Origin of the sequence: Streptomyces sp. NBC_01390 (assembly GCF_045040105.1) — a bacterium.
In the GTDB taxonomy this organism is placed as follows: domain Bacteria; phylum Actinomycetota; class Actinomycetes; order Streptomycetales; family Streptomycetaceae; genus Streptomyces.
Window position 1 is genome coordinate 7,142,533 of the sequence record NZ_CP109551.1, and the last position, 16,206, is coordinate 7,158,738.

General features: G+C 69.9%; 13 protein-coding genes. 7 read left to right on the forward strand and 6 right to left on the reverse strand.

The features are described from left to right. The first annotated feature begins 108 nt into the window (after window positions 1-108). Together OG241_RS32260 and OG241_RS32265 are read left to right on the forward strand one after the other, a co-directional pair. Window positions 109-1,101 carry an ATP-binding cassette domain-containing protein gene (locus OG241_RS32260; RefSeq protein WP_405820273.1) on the forward strand — a complete coding sequence of 331 codons (993 nt, stop codon included), beginning with the start codon at window positions 109-111 and terminating at the stop codon, window positions 1,099-1,101. Continuing rightward, window positions 1,098-1,916, forward strand: coding sequence for an ABC transporter permease (locus OG241_RS32265; RefSeq protein WP_405820275.1), 819 nt, complete (start codon window positions 1,098-1,100; stop codon window positions 1,914-1,916). The genes OG241_RS32260 and OG241_RS32265 overlap by 4 nt, the downstream gene beginning before the upstream one ends. On the opposite strand, the gene OG241_RS32270 is transcribed toward OG241_RS32265, so the two are convergent. Together OG241_RS32270 and OG241_RS32275 are read right to left on the reverse strand one after the other, a co-directional pair. Continuing rightward, on the reverse strand, window positions 1,897-5,052 hold the full coding sequence (locus OG241_RS32270) for an ATP-binding protein (RefSeq protein ID WP_405820276.1): 3,156 nt from the start codon (window positions 5,050-5,052) through the stop codon (window positions 1,897-1,899). The two genes, OG241_RS32265 and OG241_RS32270, sit on opposite strands and share 20 nt — an antisense overlap. Window positions 5,053-5,132: 80 nt before the next feature. After that, window positions 5,133-6,260 (reverse strand): FAD-dependent oxidoreductase, encoded by a 1,128-nt coding sequence (locus OG241_RS32275; RefSeq protein WP_405820278.1) that lies wholly within the window; start codon window positions 6,258-6,260, stop codon window positions 5,133-5,135. Between the two features lie 157 nt (window positions 6,261-6,417). On the opposite strand from OG241_RS32275, the gene OG241_RS32280 reads away from it, so the two are divergent. Both OG241_RS32280 and OG241_RS32285 read left to right on the forward strand, forming a co-directional pair. Beyond that, window positions 6,418-7,125, forward strand: coding sequence for a TetR/AcrR family transcriptional regulator (locus OG241_RS32280; RefSeq protein ID WP_405820279.1), 708 nt, complete (start codon window positions 6,418-6,420; stop codon window positions 7,123-7,125). 59 nt (window positions 7,126-7,184) lie between these two features. Beyond that, the gene (locus OG241_RS32285; protein ID WP_405820281.1) at window positions 7,185-8,330 is read left to right on the forward strand and encodes a Fic family protein; all 1,146 of its coding nucleotides are present in this window, start codon (window positions 7,185-7,187) and stop codon (window positions 8,328-8,330) included. A 42-nt stretch (window positions 8,331-8,372) separates the two neighbouring features. Here the strand turns inward: OG241_RS32285 and OG241_RS32290 are convergent, their stop codons facing one another. Together OG241_RS32290 and OG241_RS32295 are read right to left on the reverse strand one after the other, a co-directional pair. Then, window positions 8,373-8,546 carry a DUF397 domain-containing protein gene (locus OG241_RS32290; protein WP_405820283.1) on the reverse strand — a complete coding sequence of 58 codons (174 nt, stop codon included), beginning with the start codon at window positions 8,544-8,546 and terminating at the stop codon, window positions 8,373-8,375. A gap of 2 nt (window positions 8,547-8,548) precedes the next feature. Beyond that, window positions 8,549-9,364 (reverse strand): helix-turn-helix domain-containing protein, encoded by an 816-nt coding sequence (locus OG241_RS32295; protein WP_405820285.1) that lies wholly within the window; start codon window positions 9,362-9,364, stop codon window positions 8,549-8,551. Between the two features lie 212 nt (window positions 9,365-9,576). On the opposite strand from OG241_RS32295, the gene OG241_RS32300 reads away from it, so the two are divergent. Together OG241_RS32300 and OG241_RS32305 are read left to right on the forward strand one after the other, a co-directional pair. Continuing rightward, a complete protein-coding gene (locus OG241_RS32300) occupies window positions 9,577-10,023 on the forward strand; it encodes an ATP-binding protein (RefSeq protein WP_405820286.1) in 447 nt (148 codons plus the stop codon). A 62-nt stretch (window positions 10,024-10,085) separates the two neighbouring features. Next, a complete protein-coding gene (locus OG241_RS32305; protein ID WP_405820287.1) occupies window positions 10,086-10,445 on the forward strand; it encodes a hypothetical protein in 360 nt (119 codons plus the stop codon). A 672-nt stretch (window positions 10,446-11,117) separates the two neighbouring features. On the opposite strand, the gene OG241_RS32310 is transcribed toward OG241_RS32305, so the two are convergent. Both OG241_RS32310 and OG241_RS32315 read right to left on the reverse strand, forming a co-directional pair. After that, window positions 11,118-12,386 (reverse strand): cellulose binding domain-containing protein, encoded by a 1,269-nt coding sequence (locus OG241_RS32310; RefSeq protein WP_405820289.1) that lies wholly within the window; start codon window positions 12,384-12,386, stop codon window positions 11,118-11,120. 64 nt (window positions 12,387-12,450) lie between these two features. Beyond that, complete coding sequence (locus OG241_RS32315) at window positions 12,451-14,097, reverse strand: glycoside hydrolase family 27 protein (protein WP_405820291.1); 1,647 nt, start codon at window positions 14,095-14,097, stop codon at window positions 12,451-12,453. A 468-nt stretch (window positions 14,098-14,565) separates the two neighbouring features. On the opposite strand from OG241_RS32315, the gene OG241_RS32320 reads away from it, so the two are divergent. Then, entirely contained in the window at window positions 14,566-16,200 is a 1,635-nt protein-coding gene (locus tag OG241_RS32320; protein WP_405826517.1) for a glycoside hydrolase 43 family protein, read from the forward strand. Window positions 16,201-16,206 lie beyond the last annotated feature (6 nt).

Here is a 16,206-nt window from a genome sequence, read left to right on the forward strand (position 1 = left end):
GTACTCGCCGTACGGGCTCATGGCACCGACTCTTCGCCGCGCCCGGTTCCAGGGCACTGAAACCGTCGTGAAACCGCGCTGAATGCGCCCTGCCGCAGTCTCTGCGGCATGACATCGACGACATCGCACTCACCACTCGCCATCGCGGCCAAGGGGCTGCGGAAGGCCTACGGGGACAAGACGGTCCTCGACGGCATCGACCTGGCGGTACCGGCCGGCACCGTCTTCTCCCTCCTCGGCCCGAACGGCGCCGGCAAGACCACCGCCGTCAAGATCCTCTCCACCCTCATCACCGCCGACGCCGGCGAACTGCACGTCGGCGGCCACGACCTGGCCACCGACGCGCAGGCCGTACGCGCCGCGATCGGCGTCACCGGGCAGTTCTCCGCCGTCGACGGCCTGATCACCGGCGAGGAGAACATGCTCCTCATGGCGGACCTGCACCACCTGTCCAGGCAGGAGGGCCGGCGCTCCGCCGCCGAACTCCTCGAGCGCTTCGACCTCACCGAGGCCGCGAAGAAGCCCGCCTCCACCTACTCCGGCGGTATGAAACGCCGCCTCGACCTCGCCATGACGCTGGTCGGCGACCCGAGGATCATCTTCCTCGACGAGCCGACCACCGGCCTCGACCCGCGCAGCCGCCACAACATGTGGGGCATCATCCGCGGGCTCGTCGCCGACGGGGTCACCGTCTTCCTCACCACCCAGTACCTGGAGGAGGCGGACGAACTCGCCGACCGTATCGCCGTGTTGAACGACGGCGGGATCGCCGCCGAGGGCACCGCCGACGAACTGAAGCGGCTCGTCCCCGGCGGTCACGTCCGGCTCCGCTTCACCGACCCGGGCGCCTACCGGTCCGCCGCGGTCGCCCTGCGCGAGGTCACCAGGGACGACGAGGCGCTGGCGCTGCAGATCCCCAGCGACGGCAGCCAGCGCGAACTGCGCTCCATCCTCGACTGGCTGGACACGGCCGGCGTCGAGGCCGACGAACTGACCGTGCACACCCCCGACCTCGACGACGTGTTCTTCGCCCTCACCGGCGGAGCCAAGGTTCCCAACCAGCCCCAGGTTCCCAACCAGCCCAAGGAGACCCTCCGATGAGCACTGTCCAGCTTCCCGCCCGCCCGTCCCGCTTCTCCCTCGCCGTCCGCGACTCCACCACGATGCTGCGCCGCAACCTGCTGCACGTACGGCGCTACCCGTCCATGACCCTGAACCTGCTGCTCACACCGATCATGCTGCTGCTGCTCTTCGTCTACATCTTCGGATCCGCGATGAGCGCGGGCATCGGCGACGGCGGCGGGGGCCGTTCCGCCTACATCGCCTACATCGTTCCGGGCCTGCTGGTGATGACCGTCGGCAGCACCGTGATCGGGGCCGCGATCTCCGTCTCCATGGACATGAACGAGGGGCTCGTCGCCCGCTTCCGCACCATGGCCGTCTACCGCGGGTCGGTGCTCGTCGGGCACGTCCTCGGCACCGTGCTCCAGGTGCTCGCCAGCCTGGTCCTCGTCGGCCTGGTCGCCGTGGCCATCGGCTTCCGGTCCACGGACGCCACGGCCCTGGAATGGCTCGCGGCGTTCGGACTGCTCGCGCTGTTCTCCCTGGCGCTCACCTGGATCGCAGTCGGGATGGGCATGGCCAGCCCGAACCCAGAGGCCGCCAGCAACATGGCGACGCCGCTGATCCTCCTCCCGCTCATCTCCAGCGCCTTCACCCCGGCCGACACCATGCCGGGCTGGTTCCAGCCGATCGCCGAGTACCAGCCCTTCACCCCGGCCATCGAGACCCTCCGCGGACTCCTCCTCGGCACCGAGATCGGCAACAACGGCTGGATGGCGGTCACCTGGTGCGTCGGCCTGACCGTCCTGGGCTACCGCTGGTCGATGGCCCAGTTCAACCGTGACCCGAAGTAGGACCCGAAGTAGTCGCCATGACGGCGCGGGCAGCCTCCCGCAACTCGTCCCGCCCCAGGGCGGCGTACTCCGACACCGCGTCGGCGTACGCCGCCCTGGCCCCGTTCCCGGCCGCCTCGACTGCTTTGTGCGCGCGGTCCGTCGACATCGTCGGCTGGTAGTCGCGCAGCACCCGCAGCCGTTCCGCCAGCGCGATCATCCGTACGGAGGTGGAGGCGTCGTCGCCGGACGTGAGCCCCGCCATGCCGAGGGCGTACAGCGCCGTCCCGAGCATCGGGAGCTCCATGGGCCGAGGCGGGCCGGAGAACAGGGTCCGCAGCCCCTGCCGCAGCCGGTCGACCAGCTCCGCGACCAGTTCGAGACGGTCGGCGTGGGCGTGCGCCGTCACCGCCGTCGACTGGATCTGCAGCGACCACCGGTCGAGGAACGGATCGCCGTCGTACATCGCGCCGGCACCGATCACCCCCTCCACAGCGCCGCGCCACAGGCCGAGCCCGACCTCCGTCAGCCCACGGGCCAGAGCGAGTTCGGCGCGCCCGCCCAGGTCGGAGCTCTCGGCGTCGTCCGTCCGCAAGGCGTTGACGTCCTCGGCCTGCCGCAGCCAGTACTCGGCCTCGTCGGGATCGCCGCGCTGCAGACAGGCGAGAGCGAGACCCCCTCGGACGCCGATCGAGTCGTGCTCGTCGCCGAGCCGCGGCAGCGCCGCGAGCGCCACCCTGAGATGCGTGTACGCGTCCTCGCCCCGCTCCGTCTGCAAGCACAGCTCGCTCAGCCGGGCATGACCCAGGACCTGCAGGAACGGGTTGTCGACCGGCGCCAGCGCGGTGACGATCCGGCGAGCCGAGGCGAGCGCGCGGTCGATGTCGTGCTCGTACTCCCAGACATAGGTGGCGACGCACTCGGCGATACCGGCGAGCAACGGCTGGTCGCTGGCGCAGAGTTCCCGCAGCACGTCGTAGTCGGGCGCCACCATTTCGGGGATCGCCCTCAGTACCACCGCGACGGCCCGCGCCAACGTGTCCGGCGGGGCCGACGGCAGCCGTCGGAGAGTGACCAACTGGCGTACGGCGACGGGGCCGTAGCCCATGAACAGGCTCGCCGTGGACAACACCGCGGCGGCGCGGGCGACTTCGACGTATTCCGGCTCGGGGTGGTAGTGCGACAGCGGCGGCCCGGTGTCCACGGCGAGGGCGGCGAGGCGGCGATAGCTGGAGCCGGTGGACCACAGGGCGGTGAGGACGGCGGTGAGGGCGGCGATGGTCGGGTTGTCCGTACGGGCCAGGGCGTACCGGAGGGCCAGTACGAGGTTGTCCTGCTCGGCCCTGATCCGCTCCCCGGAGGCCAGCGGCTCCGAGCCGAAGTACCAGTCGTGGTACGCCACCCCGAACTCCCGCGCCCAGCTGAGGAATCGGCCGACGGCCTCCTCTTCCTCGCCCGCCTCCGCCCGCCGGGCCGCACTGAACTCCCGTACGGTCTCCAGCATCCGGAACCGCACGCCGGTCGAGGTGTCGGCGACGGTGAGCAGCGACTGGTCGGCCAACTGCTCGAGGAGCAACAGCGCGTCCGCGCCCAGCACTTGCTCCGCCGTCTCGCCCGAGAAGCCGCCGGGGAACACGGACAGCAGGCGCAGCGCGGCCCTGGCCTCCCCGTCGAGGAGGTTCCAGCTCCAGTCCACGACCGCGTGCAGCGTGCGGTGCCGCTCCGGCACGTCCCGTGCCCCGCCGCGCAGCAGCGCGAACCGGTCGCCGAGCCGGCGTGCGATCTCCGGCACCGACAGCACCCGTACCCGCGCCGCCGCCAACTCCACGGCGAGCGGCAGCCCGTCGAGGTGACGGCACAGCCCGGCCACCGCGTCCGCCGGCAGCTCCACACCGGGCCGGGCGGCACGGGCCCGCTGGGTGAACAGCTCGATGGAGGTGGCGAGTTGGAGCTCCGGAAGCGCGTACACCGCTTCCGACGTGAGACCGAGCGGGGCCCGGCTGGTGGCGAGCACGCGCAGGTCCTTCGAGGCCGAGACCAGGGCCCGTACGAGGTCGGCGGTGCCCCGGACGACCTGCTCGCAGTTGTCCAGGACGAGGAGCGCGGGCCCGGACCCGAACACGCCGAGGATGCCGGACACCGGGTCGTGGCCGCTCGCGGCGCCGGGCCGCCCCTCGCCCGCGCCGAGCGCGGAGGCCACCTCGGCGGCCACGTCCTTGTCCTCGGTGACACCGGCGAGCGGCACGAAGTACACCACGCGCTGCTCGGCGCGGCGGCTGACGGCATGCGCGAGCCGCGTCTTGCCGAGCCCGCCGGGCCCGGCGACGGTGACGGCACGGGAGGTACGCAGCAACCGCTCGACCTCCGCGATGTCCTCGTCCCGCCCGAGCAGCGGATTCGGCTCGTGCGGCACCCCGTGCCGGACGGCGGGCGCCTCGCCGGACAGCAACTCCTGCTGTACGAGCTTGAGTTGCGGCCCAGGATCCGTACCGAGCCCGTCCCGCAGCTCCCTCCGGTACGCCTCGTACCGGGTCAGCGCGGCGGACGGCCCGGCCGACGCCGCCTCGGCGCGCAGCAGTTCGGCGAGCACCTCCTCGTCGCGCGGGTGCTCGGCGAAGAGAGCGGCCAGCGGCCCGGCGGCCTCCGCACGCCGCCCCAGCCGGGCGAGCGCGAGGGCCCGCGCACGGACGAGGGTGCCGCGTACGGGGGCACGCTCGGCGCGCAACGCGGCCACGGGGTCGTCGGTGTCACGGTGCCGGTCAGACGTGCCCTCCCACAGCGCCAGCCCGGCCTCGGCGGCGGCCAGCGCCCCCGCGTGATCCCCGGCCCTGGACCGCTCCGCGCTCGCGGCGGCGTGCAGGAGCAGGGCGGAACTGTCGACCTGCTCCTCGGCGAGGGCGAGCCGGTATCCGGTCGGCGTGCTGGTGAGGACGTCGGCACCGAGCTGCGCCCGCGCCCTGGACACGAGAACCTGCAGCGCCTTGCCCGGCCGCTCCGGCAACTCGTCCGGCGGCCACAGCCCTTCGACGAGCCGCTCGATGCTGCAGCCGGTGCGCAGATCGCCGGCGAGCAGCGCGAGTAGGGCGCGCAGACGGGGCGCGGTGACCTCCTGCCCGCGACAGGCGACACGCGGGAGGAGGGTCAGGTCGGTGGGCATGCGTGCAGCGTAGCCAAGGGGTTGGCTACTGGAACGGGCGCCGGTGGGCCGAACTCGGGCTGGACGAGAGGCTGTCGGGGCTACGCGGCTCCGGTGAACAGGTTGATCAGGCCGTGGGGGGTGTCGTCGCCGTAGAGCAGCTCGTGGAGCTGGTTGCCGTCGGCGGCGGCTGTGGCGCTACGGGGGAACATGGCCTCCTCGTACTCGGTGAGCGCGGTCTCGATGTCGTCGGGGTGGGTGGCGATGGCCCTGGCGAGTTCGGCGCCGTCGTGCATGGCCAGGTTGGCGCCCTCGCCGTTCGGGAGCGCGAGGTGAGCGGCGTCGCCGATCAGGGTCACGCCCGGCACCCGGTTCCACCGGTGGTCGACGGGCAGGGCGTGGAGGACGCGCAGGACGGGGGCGGTCTCGCCGTCGGTGAGCAGTGTGGTGAGTTCCGGTGCCCAGCCGTCGAACTCCTGCGCGATCCGGGCTATGGCCGTGGCGGGGTCGGTGAAGTCGATGCCGGCGAACCACTCCTGCGGCCGGGTGAGCATCACATACGTGTGCAGGGTGCCGCCGCTCTCCCGGTGGGCTCCGAGGCCCATCCCCGGCGCGAGCGCGTACAGCGCCCCGCCGCCGACCGTCTTCGCGTGCGCCGGGTGCCGGGTGTCGCTGTCGATCAGGTAGGTCTCGATGAATGACATGCCGACGTACTCGGGTGTCGCGTCGGAGAGCAGCGGCCGGACGCGGGACCAGGCGCCGTCCGCGCCGACGAGCAGGCCCGTGGTGAGGGTGGTGCCGTCGGCGAAGGTCACCTCGTGGCGGCCGTCGCCGAGGGTACGGGTGCCGCTGACCTTCTGCCCCCAGCGGACGGTGCCCGCCGGGAGCGAGTCGAGCAGCAGCTGTCGTAGCGCGCCGCGCTGCACCTCGGGGCGTCCACCCGTGCCGTCGTCGTCCTGTTCGAACAGGACGGTGCCGTCCCGTTCGAGGATCCGTGTCGCCTCGCGGCCCTCCAGGACGAGGCCGCGGAACTCGTCGTACAGGCCGGCGGCCTTGAGGGCGCGCTGCCCGTCGTGCTCGTGGATGTCGAGCATCCCGCCCTGCGCGCGGGCGGTCGCGGAGGGCTCGGCCTCGTAGACCGTCGCCGGGATGCCGTGAACGTGGAGGACTCGGGCGAGGGTGAGTCCGCCGAGTCCGGCGCCGATGATCGTGACGTGGGTGGTGGTCATGGTGGGCTCCGTAAGTTGTTGAGTGGCTTGCCGCCCGGGTGGACGGTCGGTCGGGGCTTCTGGAACGCCGTTCCAGTGCGCTCAGGTGTCAGCCTGGAACGTCGTTCCAGAGTTGTCAAGATGGAACGGCGTTCCAGGTGTGTGTCAGGATGGCCGCATGGCTGAAACGAGGACGCGTCGCCCGGAGCGACGGGAGGAACCGCTCTCCCGGGAGCGCATCGTCGAGGCGGCGATCGCACTTCTCGACGAGACCGGTGAGGGCGGACTCACGTTCCGCGCGCTGGCCCGACGGCTCGCCACGGGGCCCGGCGCGATCTACTGGCACGTCACTGGCAAGGACGAGCTGCTCGCAGCCGCCACCGACGCCGTCGTCACCGACGCCATGGTCGATGCCGAAGCCACCGCCGCCACCCCCGGCTCGTCACCGGTGGAGGCGGTTCGGGCCCTCGCGGTCGGCGTGTTCGACGCGATCGACGTCCACCCGTGGATCGGCACGCAACTCGCCCGCGCACCGGCCCAGTCGCCGCTGCTACGGGTCTTCGAGCACCTAGGGCGCCAGGTCCAGGCGCTCGGGGTGCCCCACGCCGCCCAGTTCACGGCCGCGTCCGCGCTGCTGAACTACATCCTCGGCGTGGGCGGCCAGAACGCGGCCAACGCGCGCCATCACCGGCCGGGCGACACCCGGACCGAGTTCCTGGGCACGGTCTCGGACTCCTGGGCGAACCTCGACCCCGAGGAGTACGCGTTCACGCGTGGCGTCGCGGAGCAGCTACGGGATCACGATGACCGGGAGGAGTTCCTGGCGGGGATCGACCTGATCGTCGCGGGGATCATCGGAACCTACGGGATCACCGCGCGGCCGTGAACTCCCGCCAGGCGGAATTTCTTGACCCTGAGACCCTACGTGTGTCGTAGTGTCGAAGAATGCTGTTCGCCACGCCTTCCCTCACCCCGGACGACCGTCGTGTAGTCGACGAGATCGAGGCGCTCCGGTCCGAGTTCCGTCACCGGCCCGCTCAGCCCCGCCGCTGGGAGGGGCAGCTCCGCCGGTCGCTCACTGCGGCCGCCGTTCGAGGCTCGACCCGTATCGAGGGCTACACGATCAGCTCCGAGGACGCCGAGACCCTGATCGCCGGCGGGGACATCTCCCCCGAGACCGACGAGGCCACTCGTAACGCCGTCATCGGTTATCGCGACGCCCTCACCTACATCCAGCACGCTGCGGACTTCCAGGTCTTCGCCTGGGACCACACGCTGCTTTCGGCCCTGCACTTCATGATGGCCAGGGGCGTCGACCGGGATGTGCGCCCCGGCGAGTACCGCACCAGCGGGGTATGGGTCTCCGGCGGCCCGAACCGTCCGCCGGTCTACACCGCCCCGGAACCCGAGCGCGTACCCGCTCTCATGGACGAGCTCGTCCACTGGCTTGCCGAAGGTGACCTCGAGGCTCCGGCCCTCGTACGTGCCTCCATGGCCCACTTCAACCTCGTCTGCATCCACCCCTGGCGTGACGGCAACGGCCGGATGTCCCGTGCCGTGCACACCCTCGTCCTGGCGCGCGAGGGCATCCTCGCCCCCGAGTTCTCCAGCATCGAGGAGTGGCTCGGCGCGGACGACTTCAACACCCTTGAGTACTACGGCGCCCTACGCACTGTCCAAGGCGGCTCCTGGCAGCCGGAGCGTGATGCCGCCTCCTGGATCAGGTTCTGCCTCACCGCCCACCACCTCCAGGCCCAGGAGGTGCAGCGCCGTTTCGAAGCGGCGTCCCGGGTCTGGTTCCGCCTGGAGCGCCTCGCCGAGCAGCACCGGCTCGGCGAACGCACCGTCTCCGCCCTGTACGCCGCCGCCGAAGGGCACCTGCGGCGCACCACCTACCAGGCCGAGGAAGCCCTCACCCGCGACCAGGCCCTGGCCGACCTCCGCACTCTGCGCCGCCTGGACCTCATCGAGTCTGTCGGCCACGCCCGCACCCAGAGGTACATCGGAGGCACTGCTCTCCGAAAGATCCGTGCCGAGGTGCATGCGGAGGTCCATGCGGATCTGTACCGCGAGCCGTACGGTCAGCCGTGAGAGGCGGATCTGATCAGGCGCATACCAGTCAGGGCGCCCGATTCACCGAGCGGTGGTGAACGCCCGCCAGGCGGTGGGGGAGAGGCGGAGTATGGGGGCGTCGGGCGGAGTCTTGGAGTCGCGGACGGCGACGACGCCGGGAAGGTTGCGGGCTACTTCGACGCACTCCTGTGCCAGTTGGCTGTAGCTGGACTTCACGAAGTCGAACTTGGGCACGGTCACTTTTCCTTGCGTAGGTCGCCGATGAGCGCGATGGAATCGTGGGGGGTCAGGCTGAGGCGGGACGTGCTGTCGAAGGCTGCGACATAGAGGTTGCTCTCCTCCTCGTTCTCCGCCCACACCATGCCCTTCATGGTGTCGCTCTGGACCACGTCCAACGCCTCGTTCTCCATGAAGGAGAGGATGCAGAACGCGCCGGAGATGCAGGGATGCGCGCCGGCCCGGAACGGCAGCACCTGCAGACATACGTTCGGCAGCTCGGCGACTTCTAGGAGGCGTTCCAGTTGGGCGCGCATGACGGAGGCGCCGCCGATCTGCTGATGCAGCGCCGCTTCCCAGATCACCGCGTGCATCTGGATGGGACGTTCACCGACCAGCCGTTCCTGGCGCTTACGCCTGACCTCGACCCACTGCTCGACATCGAACGGAGCTCCCCAAGTGCTGCTTTCGTCAGTGGCCAGAGCCCGCGTGTAATCGGAAGTCTGGAACAGCCCTGGGATCAGCGAGGACTGCCAGTTACGCATGCGCTCGGCGACGTCTTCCATCCCGAGGTACTCGGCTGTGGAACCACTGTCGACGGTGTTGCGCCACCAGCCCCTCGCCTTGCGCCGCTCGCGGTCCAGGTGGGCCAACTCCAGTAGCCGGGCAAGGGCCATGGGGTCCGCCAGCCCGTAGAACTCGCACAGCACCCGGATGTCCGGGTCGCGCATCGGCACCCAGCCGCGCTCCATCTTCACGATCTTGGTACCGGTCGCATTGATGGACTCGGCGGCCTGCTGCTGGGTCTTGCCTGCAGCGTCGCGCAGACGCAGCAACTCCCCACCTAGCTTGCGCGCCAGGACGGTTGACACCTGTCCCTGTCGCGGCTGAGTCGATCTCGTCACGGCCACAGTGTGTCTCACCGCCGTTACCCAGTCGAATGGCTTCCCTCTTTCAGGAAGAACTTCCTCAGTTCGATTGTGCTGAGAGTGCAAGCGTGGCTACCTTCGGTGCTCACCGATCGCCCCAAGCACTCGGAGGTGCCCCCATGCCCGACGAACCCCTCCTCCACGAAGACCGCCTCAACTACACCCCCGTAACCCGCAGCGTCCCCCTCGCCCGGCACCGCACCGCTCGACTGGTCATCGAATGGGGGCACCCGGAGCTGGCCGGGGACGCCGCCCTCGTCGTCTCGGAGTTGATGACCAACGCGCTGCTCCACGGAAGCCTCCGGGGACGCCTCATCCGGGTACGTCTCGCCGTCACAGCCGCCGCGCTGCGCGTCGAGGTCAGTGATCCGCGTGCCGAGCGGATGCCCTGCCCTCGTGAGGTGACCGACGACGACCAGTTCGGGCGGGGCTTGTTGCTGGTCGGGGCGCTGGCCGAGCAGTGGGGGGTGGGGCCCCGGGACGGGGTGGGGAAGACGGTCTGGGCGGAGTGGGGGCTGGCCGCTGCCTCGTGTGATGCCGTTGCGCTCATCGGCGTCAAGAAGTGATGGGAATGGCGTTAGCGTGGGCGTGTGCCGGAACGCGGCTCGACGAGTGGAAGGGGCGGCCGATGACCATGCCGTACACGCATCGGGATGGGGACGGTCCGCTCATTCCCCGGCCCGAGCTGACGTTGCCCGACCTGCGGCAGGCTGTCGCCACCGTTGTGCCGTCCAGGCTGCCCGAGTTCTTCGAGGACCTGCAGAAGGCCTTCGTACGCGCCGGGGACGAGGACAGCGTCGTGCCGATCCGGATGTTCTACCGGACGTGGGGCGTCGTGGTCGAGATCGAGAGACACCCCGAGACCGCGCGCCGACTGCACGCCGCCGAGCAGGCGATCAGCAGCGCCGATCCTGACGTACGGGAGCGGGCGATCCAGGAGGCCGGCGAGATCGTACGGGCGGCTCACCGCGAGGTCGCCGGTGGCTGACTGGCGCTGGAGTTGTTCCAGGGCGATGCACTTGGGTACGAGGGTCGGGCCGGCCGGTGCGACTCCGTGCCGCACCGGCCGAAGGCCCCTGCCACCAGCTGTTCCCTGACGGGACGGTCACCGTCGTGCGGGGCCGTCCCGTCAGGTTCCTCAGGGCCGTCAGTCCCGGCGGATCAGTTCCGGGTCGATACGGCGGCCCACCAGCGGCAACGAGCCCATCGCGGCGGTCGCCACCACGCCTGTGGTGGCGAGTATCCGACGAGCGCGCCAACAGCCAACTTGCGCATTTTTTGTCCCGTTTTTTGTTCACCCTGGGTTGGTCGTTGTGCTCCCAGGGCCGCCGACGAACCTAACAGGGGCTGCAGAGCGTGGACTTGGAATAAAGTTGCGGGTGGTTCGGTTTGGGGCGTTTTCGCTGATCACCTTTACCGGTGCATGACATTCCGGGTGCCGAAAGGCGCTTGATGTCCGTTTCGCGAGGCGCCGACGTCCCCAGGCACCCCTCGCCGCCACCCCGTTGCGGGCCCGAGCCAGGTCGTCCCAGGTGAGCTCGACGACGCCATGGCCCGTACGGCCCGCCTTGTGCTCGAACGGCACGGCGAGCAGGTTCGCCCGGCATGAGCCGGAGGGACGGGCCAAGGGCCCGCCCCCCGGGTGCGCGGCAACCAAGGGTCACTTCGGCGCAGAAGCCGTCATGGCGCAGACCGTGCCGTTGAGGGTGTACGAGCCCGGCGGAGCCGTGTTTCCGGTGTGGGTCGCCTGGAATCCGACGTCGACGGACGCACCTGGAGCGATCGTCGCGTTGTGGGCGACGTTCCTGGCCGTCACCTGGCCGGAGGCGGAGGAGTAGTCCGCGTTCCAGCCCGAGGTGACGGTCTGGCCGGCGGGCAGGGTGAAGACGAGGGACCAGCCGTCGATCGCGGTGGTGCCGGTATTGGCGATGGTGATGTTCGTCGTCAGCCCGGTGTTCCAGGCGGTGACGGTACTGGTGACCCGGCAGGTCGCCGTCCCCGGCGACGGGTCGGAGGTCCGGAACTGCGTGAAGAACTTCCACACCTCCGCCGGCAGCCAGGTCCGGGATCCGCTGTCACCCGCGGCCCCGTCCTGCGGAGCGGCGATGTGTCCCTCGTCGAAGGCGGCCCAGGCGACCGGGTGCCCGGCCGAGCAGCCCGAGTAGGTGGTGACCCGGTGCGTCAGGCTGCCCTGGGCGGGCTCCGGCGGGTTCTGGGCGGTGCAACCGTTGTTCCTGACGAACCTGTCCCGCAACGCCCGTCCACCGGAGATGCCGAGGACGTTGTCCCTGAGGCCGTGCACCCCGAGGTAGGCGATGGGCTGGGTACCGCCGCTGCATCCGCTGAGCTGCCCGCCGCTCTGGACCGCGACCGCCCGGAAGACCGTCGCCCGGGAGCAGGCGAGCGCGTACGACATGGCGGCGCCGTAGCTGAATCCCAGGGCGAAGCGCTGTGTCGTGTCGACGCACAGGTCCGTCTCGATGCGCCGGAGTATGTCGTCGACGAGGGTGACGTCCTCGCCGCCGCTGTTGGCCCAGCCGTTGTTGAGGCCCTGGGGAGCGACGAAGACGGCGCTGTTGTTCGCCAGTCGCTGGAGCCCGTAGTAGGCCCAGGTGCCCGTCTCCACGGTGCGGCCGGTGGCGACGTCGGTGGAGGTGCCGCCCAGCCAGTGGAGCCCGAGGACCAGCCGGTACGCGTGGTTGCGGTCATAGCCGTCCGGGACCCGCAGGATGAAGGTCCGGCTCTTGCCGCCGCTCTGGATCGTGTACGTTCCGCTCGTCAGCGTGGGGGCCTTGCCGCACCCCGCGGTCGGGGCGGCGAGCGAGGTGTTCGCGCCGTGAGTGCCGCTGCCCAGTGCCGTTCCTCCCGTGGTCAGGACGAGCAGCACCGCGAGCACGGCACCCCATAAGGGAAAACGTTTCCCTCTCATGTCGGATCTCCTTTCACAGTGCCGACGGGTGATCGCCCCGGGTTCGGAGAGGTACCCAACTCCCTCATGACCGGCTCCACTTCTGCCCTGCCCGGCCGTCGCAGGCCCACAGGACCAGCGGGGTGCCGTTGGCGGTGCCGGACCGGTCGGCGTCGAGGCACAGCCCCGCGTGGACGTTGCGGACCGACCCGTCGGAGCCGACGGTCCACTTCTGGTTGTCCTGGCCGTTGCAGGACCAGGTGATGACCCGGGTGCCGTTGGCGGTGCCCTGGTCGTAGGCGTCCAGGCACTTGTCGCCGAACACGCGGATCTCGCCGCCGGCCCATGTGGTCCACAGCTGGTTGGCGGCGGTGTGGCAGTCCCAGAGGAGTGCTGTGGCACCGGCGGCGGTGGAGGCGTTGTCCACGTCCAGGCAGCGGCCGGATCCGGTGCCGCGCAGACGCGAGGTGGTGGCGGCCAGCGGGCTGCCGCCGGTCACCTTGAACACGGCCACGCCGTGCGCCGGCACGCTCGCGGAGATCTGTCCCGACGTGCTCGACGTGCCGCCGGTCCACAGGTCCGTGAGGGTGAACGACCCTCCCGACAGGCCGACTTGTGCCGCTGTCGTGGTGACCGTCGCGGTGCTGCCGCCCCGGTTGAACAGGCCCACCGCGACCGAGCCGTCGGACAGGGGCTTGGCGAACACCTCGGTGTTGCCGTCGTCGCGCACCCTGCGCCCGCCGGCCCCCAGCGAATCCTGGTTCACCGCAAGCAGACGCGGGTTGCGCAGGATGGCGCTGACGTCGGCGGACATGGTGCGGATGTCGTTGCCGGCCATGAGCGGGGCACCCATCAGCGACCACAGGGCGAAGTGGGAGCGGGACTCGGTCAGTGACAGGCCGGGACGGCCCACGACCAGCATGTCCGGGTCGTTCCAGTGTCCGGGACCGGACTGCGCCGCCAGCGGCGCGGTGACGTCGAGGACGTTGCCGACGCCCATCGGATAGCTGTTGGTGTTGCCGTTCTGCCAGATGTCGAGCAGGTCCTCGGTCGTCCGCCACAGGTCGGCGACCTCGCCCCAGTTGTAGGTGGAGCCGGTGATGGCGTGGAAGCTGTTGGGGTTGATGCTGTAGACGATCGGCCGCCCGGTGGCGCGCAGGGCGTCGCGCATCAGCGTGAAGCGCGCGACCTGCTCATCGCGGGTACCGCTGGAGGAACACCAGTCGTACTTGAGGTAGTCGACGCCCCACGAGGCGAACGTGGTGGCGTCCTGGGCCTCGTGTCCCCTGCTGCCCGTCGACCCGGGATAGCCGCCGCTGGTCTGTGCGCAGGTGCGGTCGCCCGGCACCTGGTAGATGCCGAACTTGAGTCCCTTGCTGTGGATGTAGTCCCCGAGCGCCTTCATCCCACTCGGGAACTTGGTCGGGTTGGACCGCAGGTTGCCTGCCGCGTCGCGGTTCGGGTCGAACCAGCAGTCGTCGACCACCAGATACCGGTAGCCGACGTCGCGCATGCCCGAGGACACCATCGCGTCGGCGGCCTGGCGAACCTGTGCCTCCGTGACTCCGCACCCGAAGCTGTTCCAGCTGTTCCAGCCGAGTGGTGGCGTGAGTGCCGGGCTGCCGGGCGCCGCCGAGGCGGTGGAGTGGACGGAGGCCGTCACCGACGCGGTGACCGTCAGCACGATGGTCGCGAGGAGGCGGAGCAGTCGTCCGCCTGACCGTCTGGGCACCAAGGGCTCCTTCACGGAAGGGCGTCATGGGCGGTGACACGAAGATCAATGTCACGCGCATGACACTGGACAGCAGAAGAGATGGGCGTTCGAAATTTCGTGAACCATTCGGAAACTAGGGCCCCACGGATACTAGGGAGGTCATCGAACATGTCAACACCCATCACCGCACTGCCTCCATGATCCGGCCATAAAGGCTCGCCGAAGGTGGCGCATCCACACCATACGGACAGCTGGCCTGCGATGACATGGGATCAAATATCTTCGAATGTTTCGAAGTAGATGACGATTCATGCGAGAAGTATTGACGTGATTCACCGGCCCCCTATCATCCAAATTGCTCGACAAGCCGATCCGCGTTCGATATCTCGTATACAGAGCAGTCGCTCCGAGCGAACCAGCAGGGCACCTCCGGACAACGCCATCCATCAACGGCTGGGCCACAGAAGGAGAACGCCACCCGTGCAAATGTCATGGACCCATCACGCCCTGTCCCGTCGCCGCGCACTGACGGCAGCCACCGGCCTGGCCGTCGGCTCCCTGCTCCCTCCGTCAGCGGTCCCCGGCACCGCCCCCACCCAGGGGCCGGCCCTCGCCGCCGCGGCGACCTACGCGAACCCGGTGATCTGGCAGGACTTCGCGGACATCGACGTCATCCGCGTCGGTGACACCTTCTACGCCTCGGCCTCGACCATGCACTACTCGCCGGGCGCGCCCGTCCTGCGGTCGTACGACCTGGTCAACTGGGAGATCGCCGGTCACTCGGTGCCCGTGCTCGACTTCGGCGCCAAGTACGACCTGAACGGTGCCCGCGGCTACGTCCGGGGAATCTGGGCGTCGTCACTGGCCTACCGGCCGAGCAACAGGACGTTCTACTGGCTCGGCCAGATCGACTTCGCCAGGACGTACGTCTACACGGCCCCCGCCGCGGAGGGTCCGTGGAACAGGCTGACGACGATCGGCACGCCCTACTACGACGCGGGGCTGCTCGTCGACACCGACGACACCCTCTACGTGGCGTACGGGAACAGCACGATCAGCGTGGCCCAGCTCTCGCCCGACGGCCGCAACCAGGTCCGTACCCAGCAGGTGTTCACCACTCCGTCGAGCGTGGGCACCCTGGAGGGCTCCCGCTTCTACAAGATCAACGGGCAGTACTACATCTTCGTGACCCGCCCCGCGAACGGCCAGTACATCCTGAAGTCGTCGAGCGGCCCCTTCGGCCCGTACACGATGCGGCAGGTCCTGCTCGACCTGCGCGGGCCGATCCCAGGCGGTGGCGTCCCGCACCAGGGCGGGCTGGTGCAGACGCAGAACGGCGCCTGGTACTACCTGGCCTTCGTCGACGCGTACCCCGGTGGCCGGATGCCCGCCCTCGCGCCGGTCACCTGGACCGCGGACGGCTGGCCGGTCGTGCAGCTCGTCAACGGCGCGTGGGGCACCACGTATCCCAGCCCGGCCGTGCCCCCTCCGCCCCGGCAGGTCACCCCCATGACCGGCGTCGACACCTTCGACGGCACAGCCCTCAAGCCGAGATGGGAGTGGAACCACAACCCGGACAACACCAAGTGGTCGGTGAACAACGGCCTGACCCTGCGGACCGCGACGGTCACAGGCGACCTCTACTGGGCCCGCAACACCCTCACCCACCGGATCCAGGGCCCCACCTCCACCGCCACCGTCCAGCTCGACTTCTCGGCGATGCGCGACGGCGACCGGGCCGGACTCGCACTGCTGCGTGACTCCTCCGCCTGGATCGGCGTCAGGCGCGACGGCGGCACGACCCGAGTCGTGATGGTCAACGGGCTGACCATGGACGGCAGTTGGAACACCACCAACGTAGGCACCGAGGTCGCCGGCGCGCCGGTCTCGGGCAGCCGCGTCTGGCTGCGCGCGAGCGCGGACATCCGTCCCGGCACCGGACGCCCCGGAACCTTCTCGTACAGCACCGACGGCACCACGTTCACCCGCCTCGGACCCACCTTCTCGCTGGGCAACGACTGGCGGTTCTTCATGGGCTACCGATTCGCCCTCTTCAACCACGCCACCCAGGCGCTCGGCGGCGCGGTCCGCTGCACACGGTTCGAGCTGGCCACGCCCTGAGCGGTT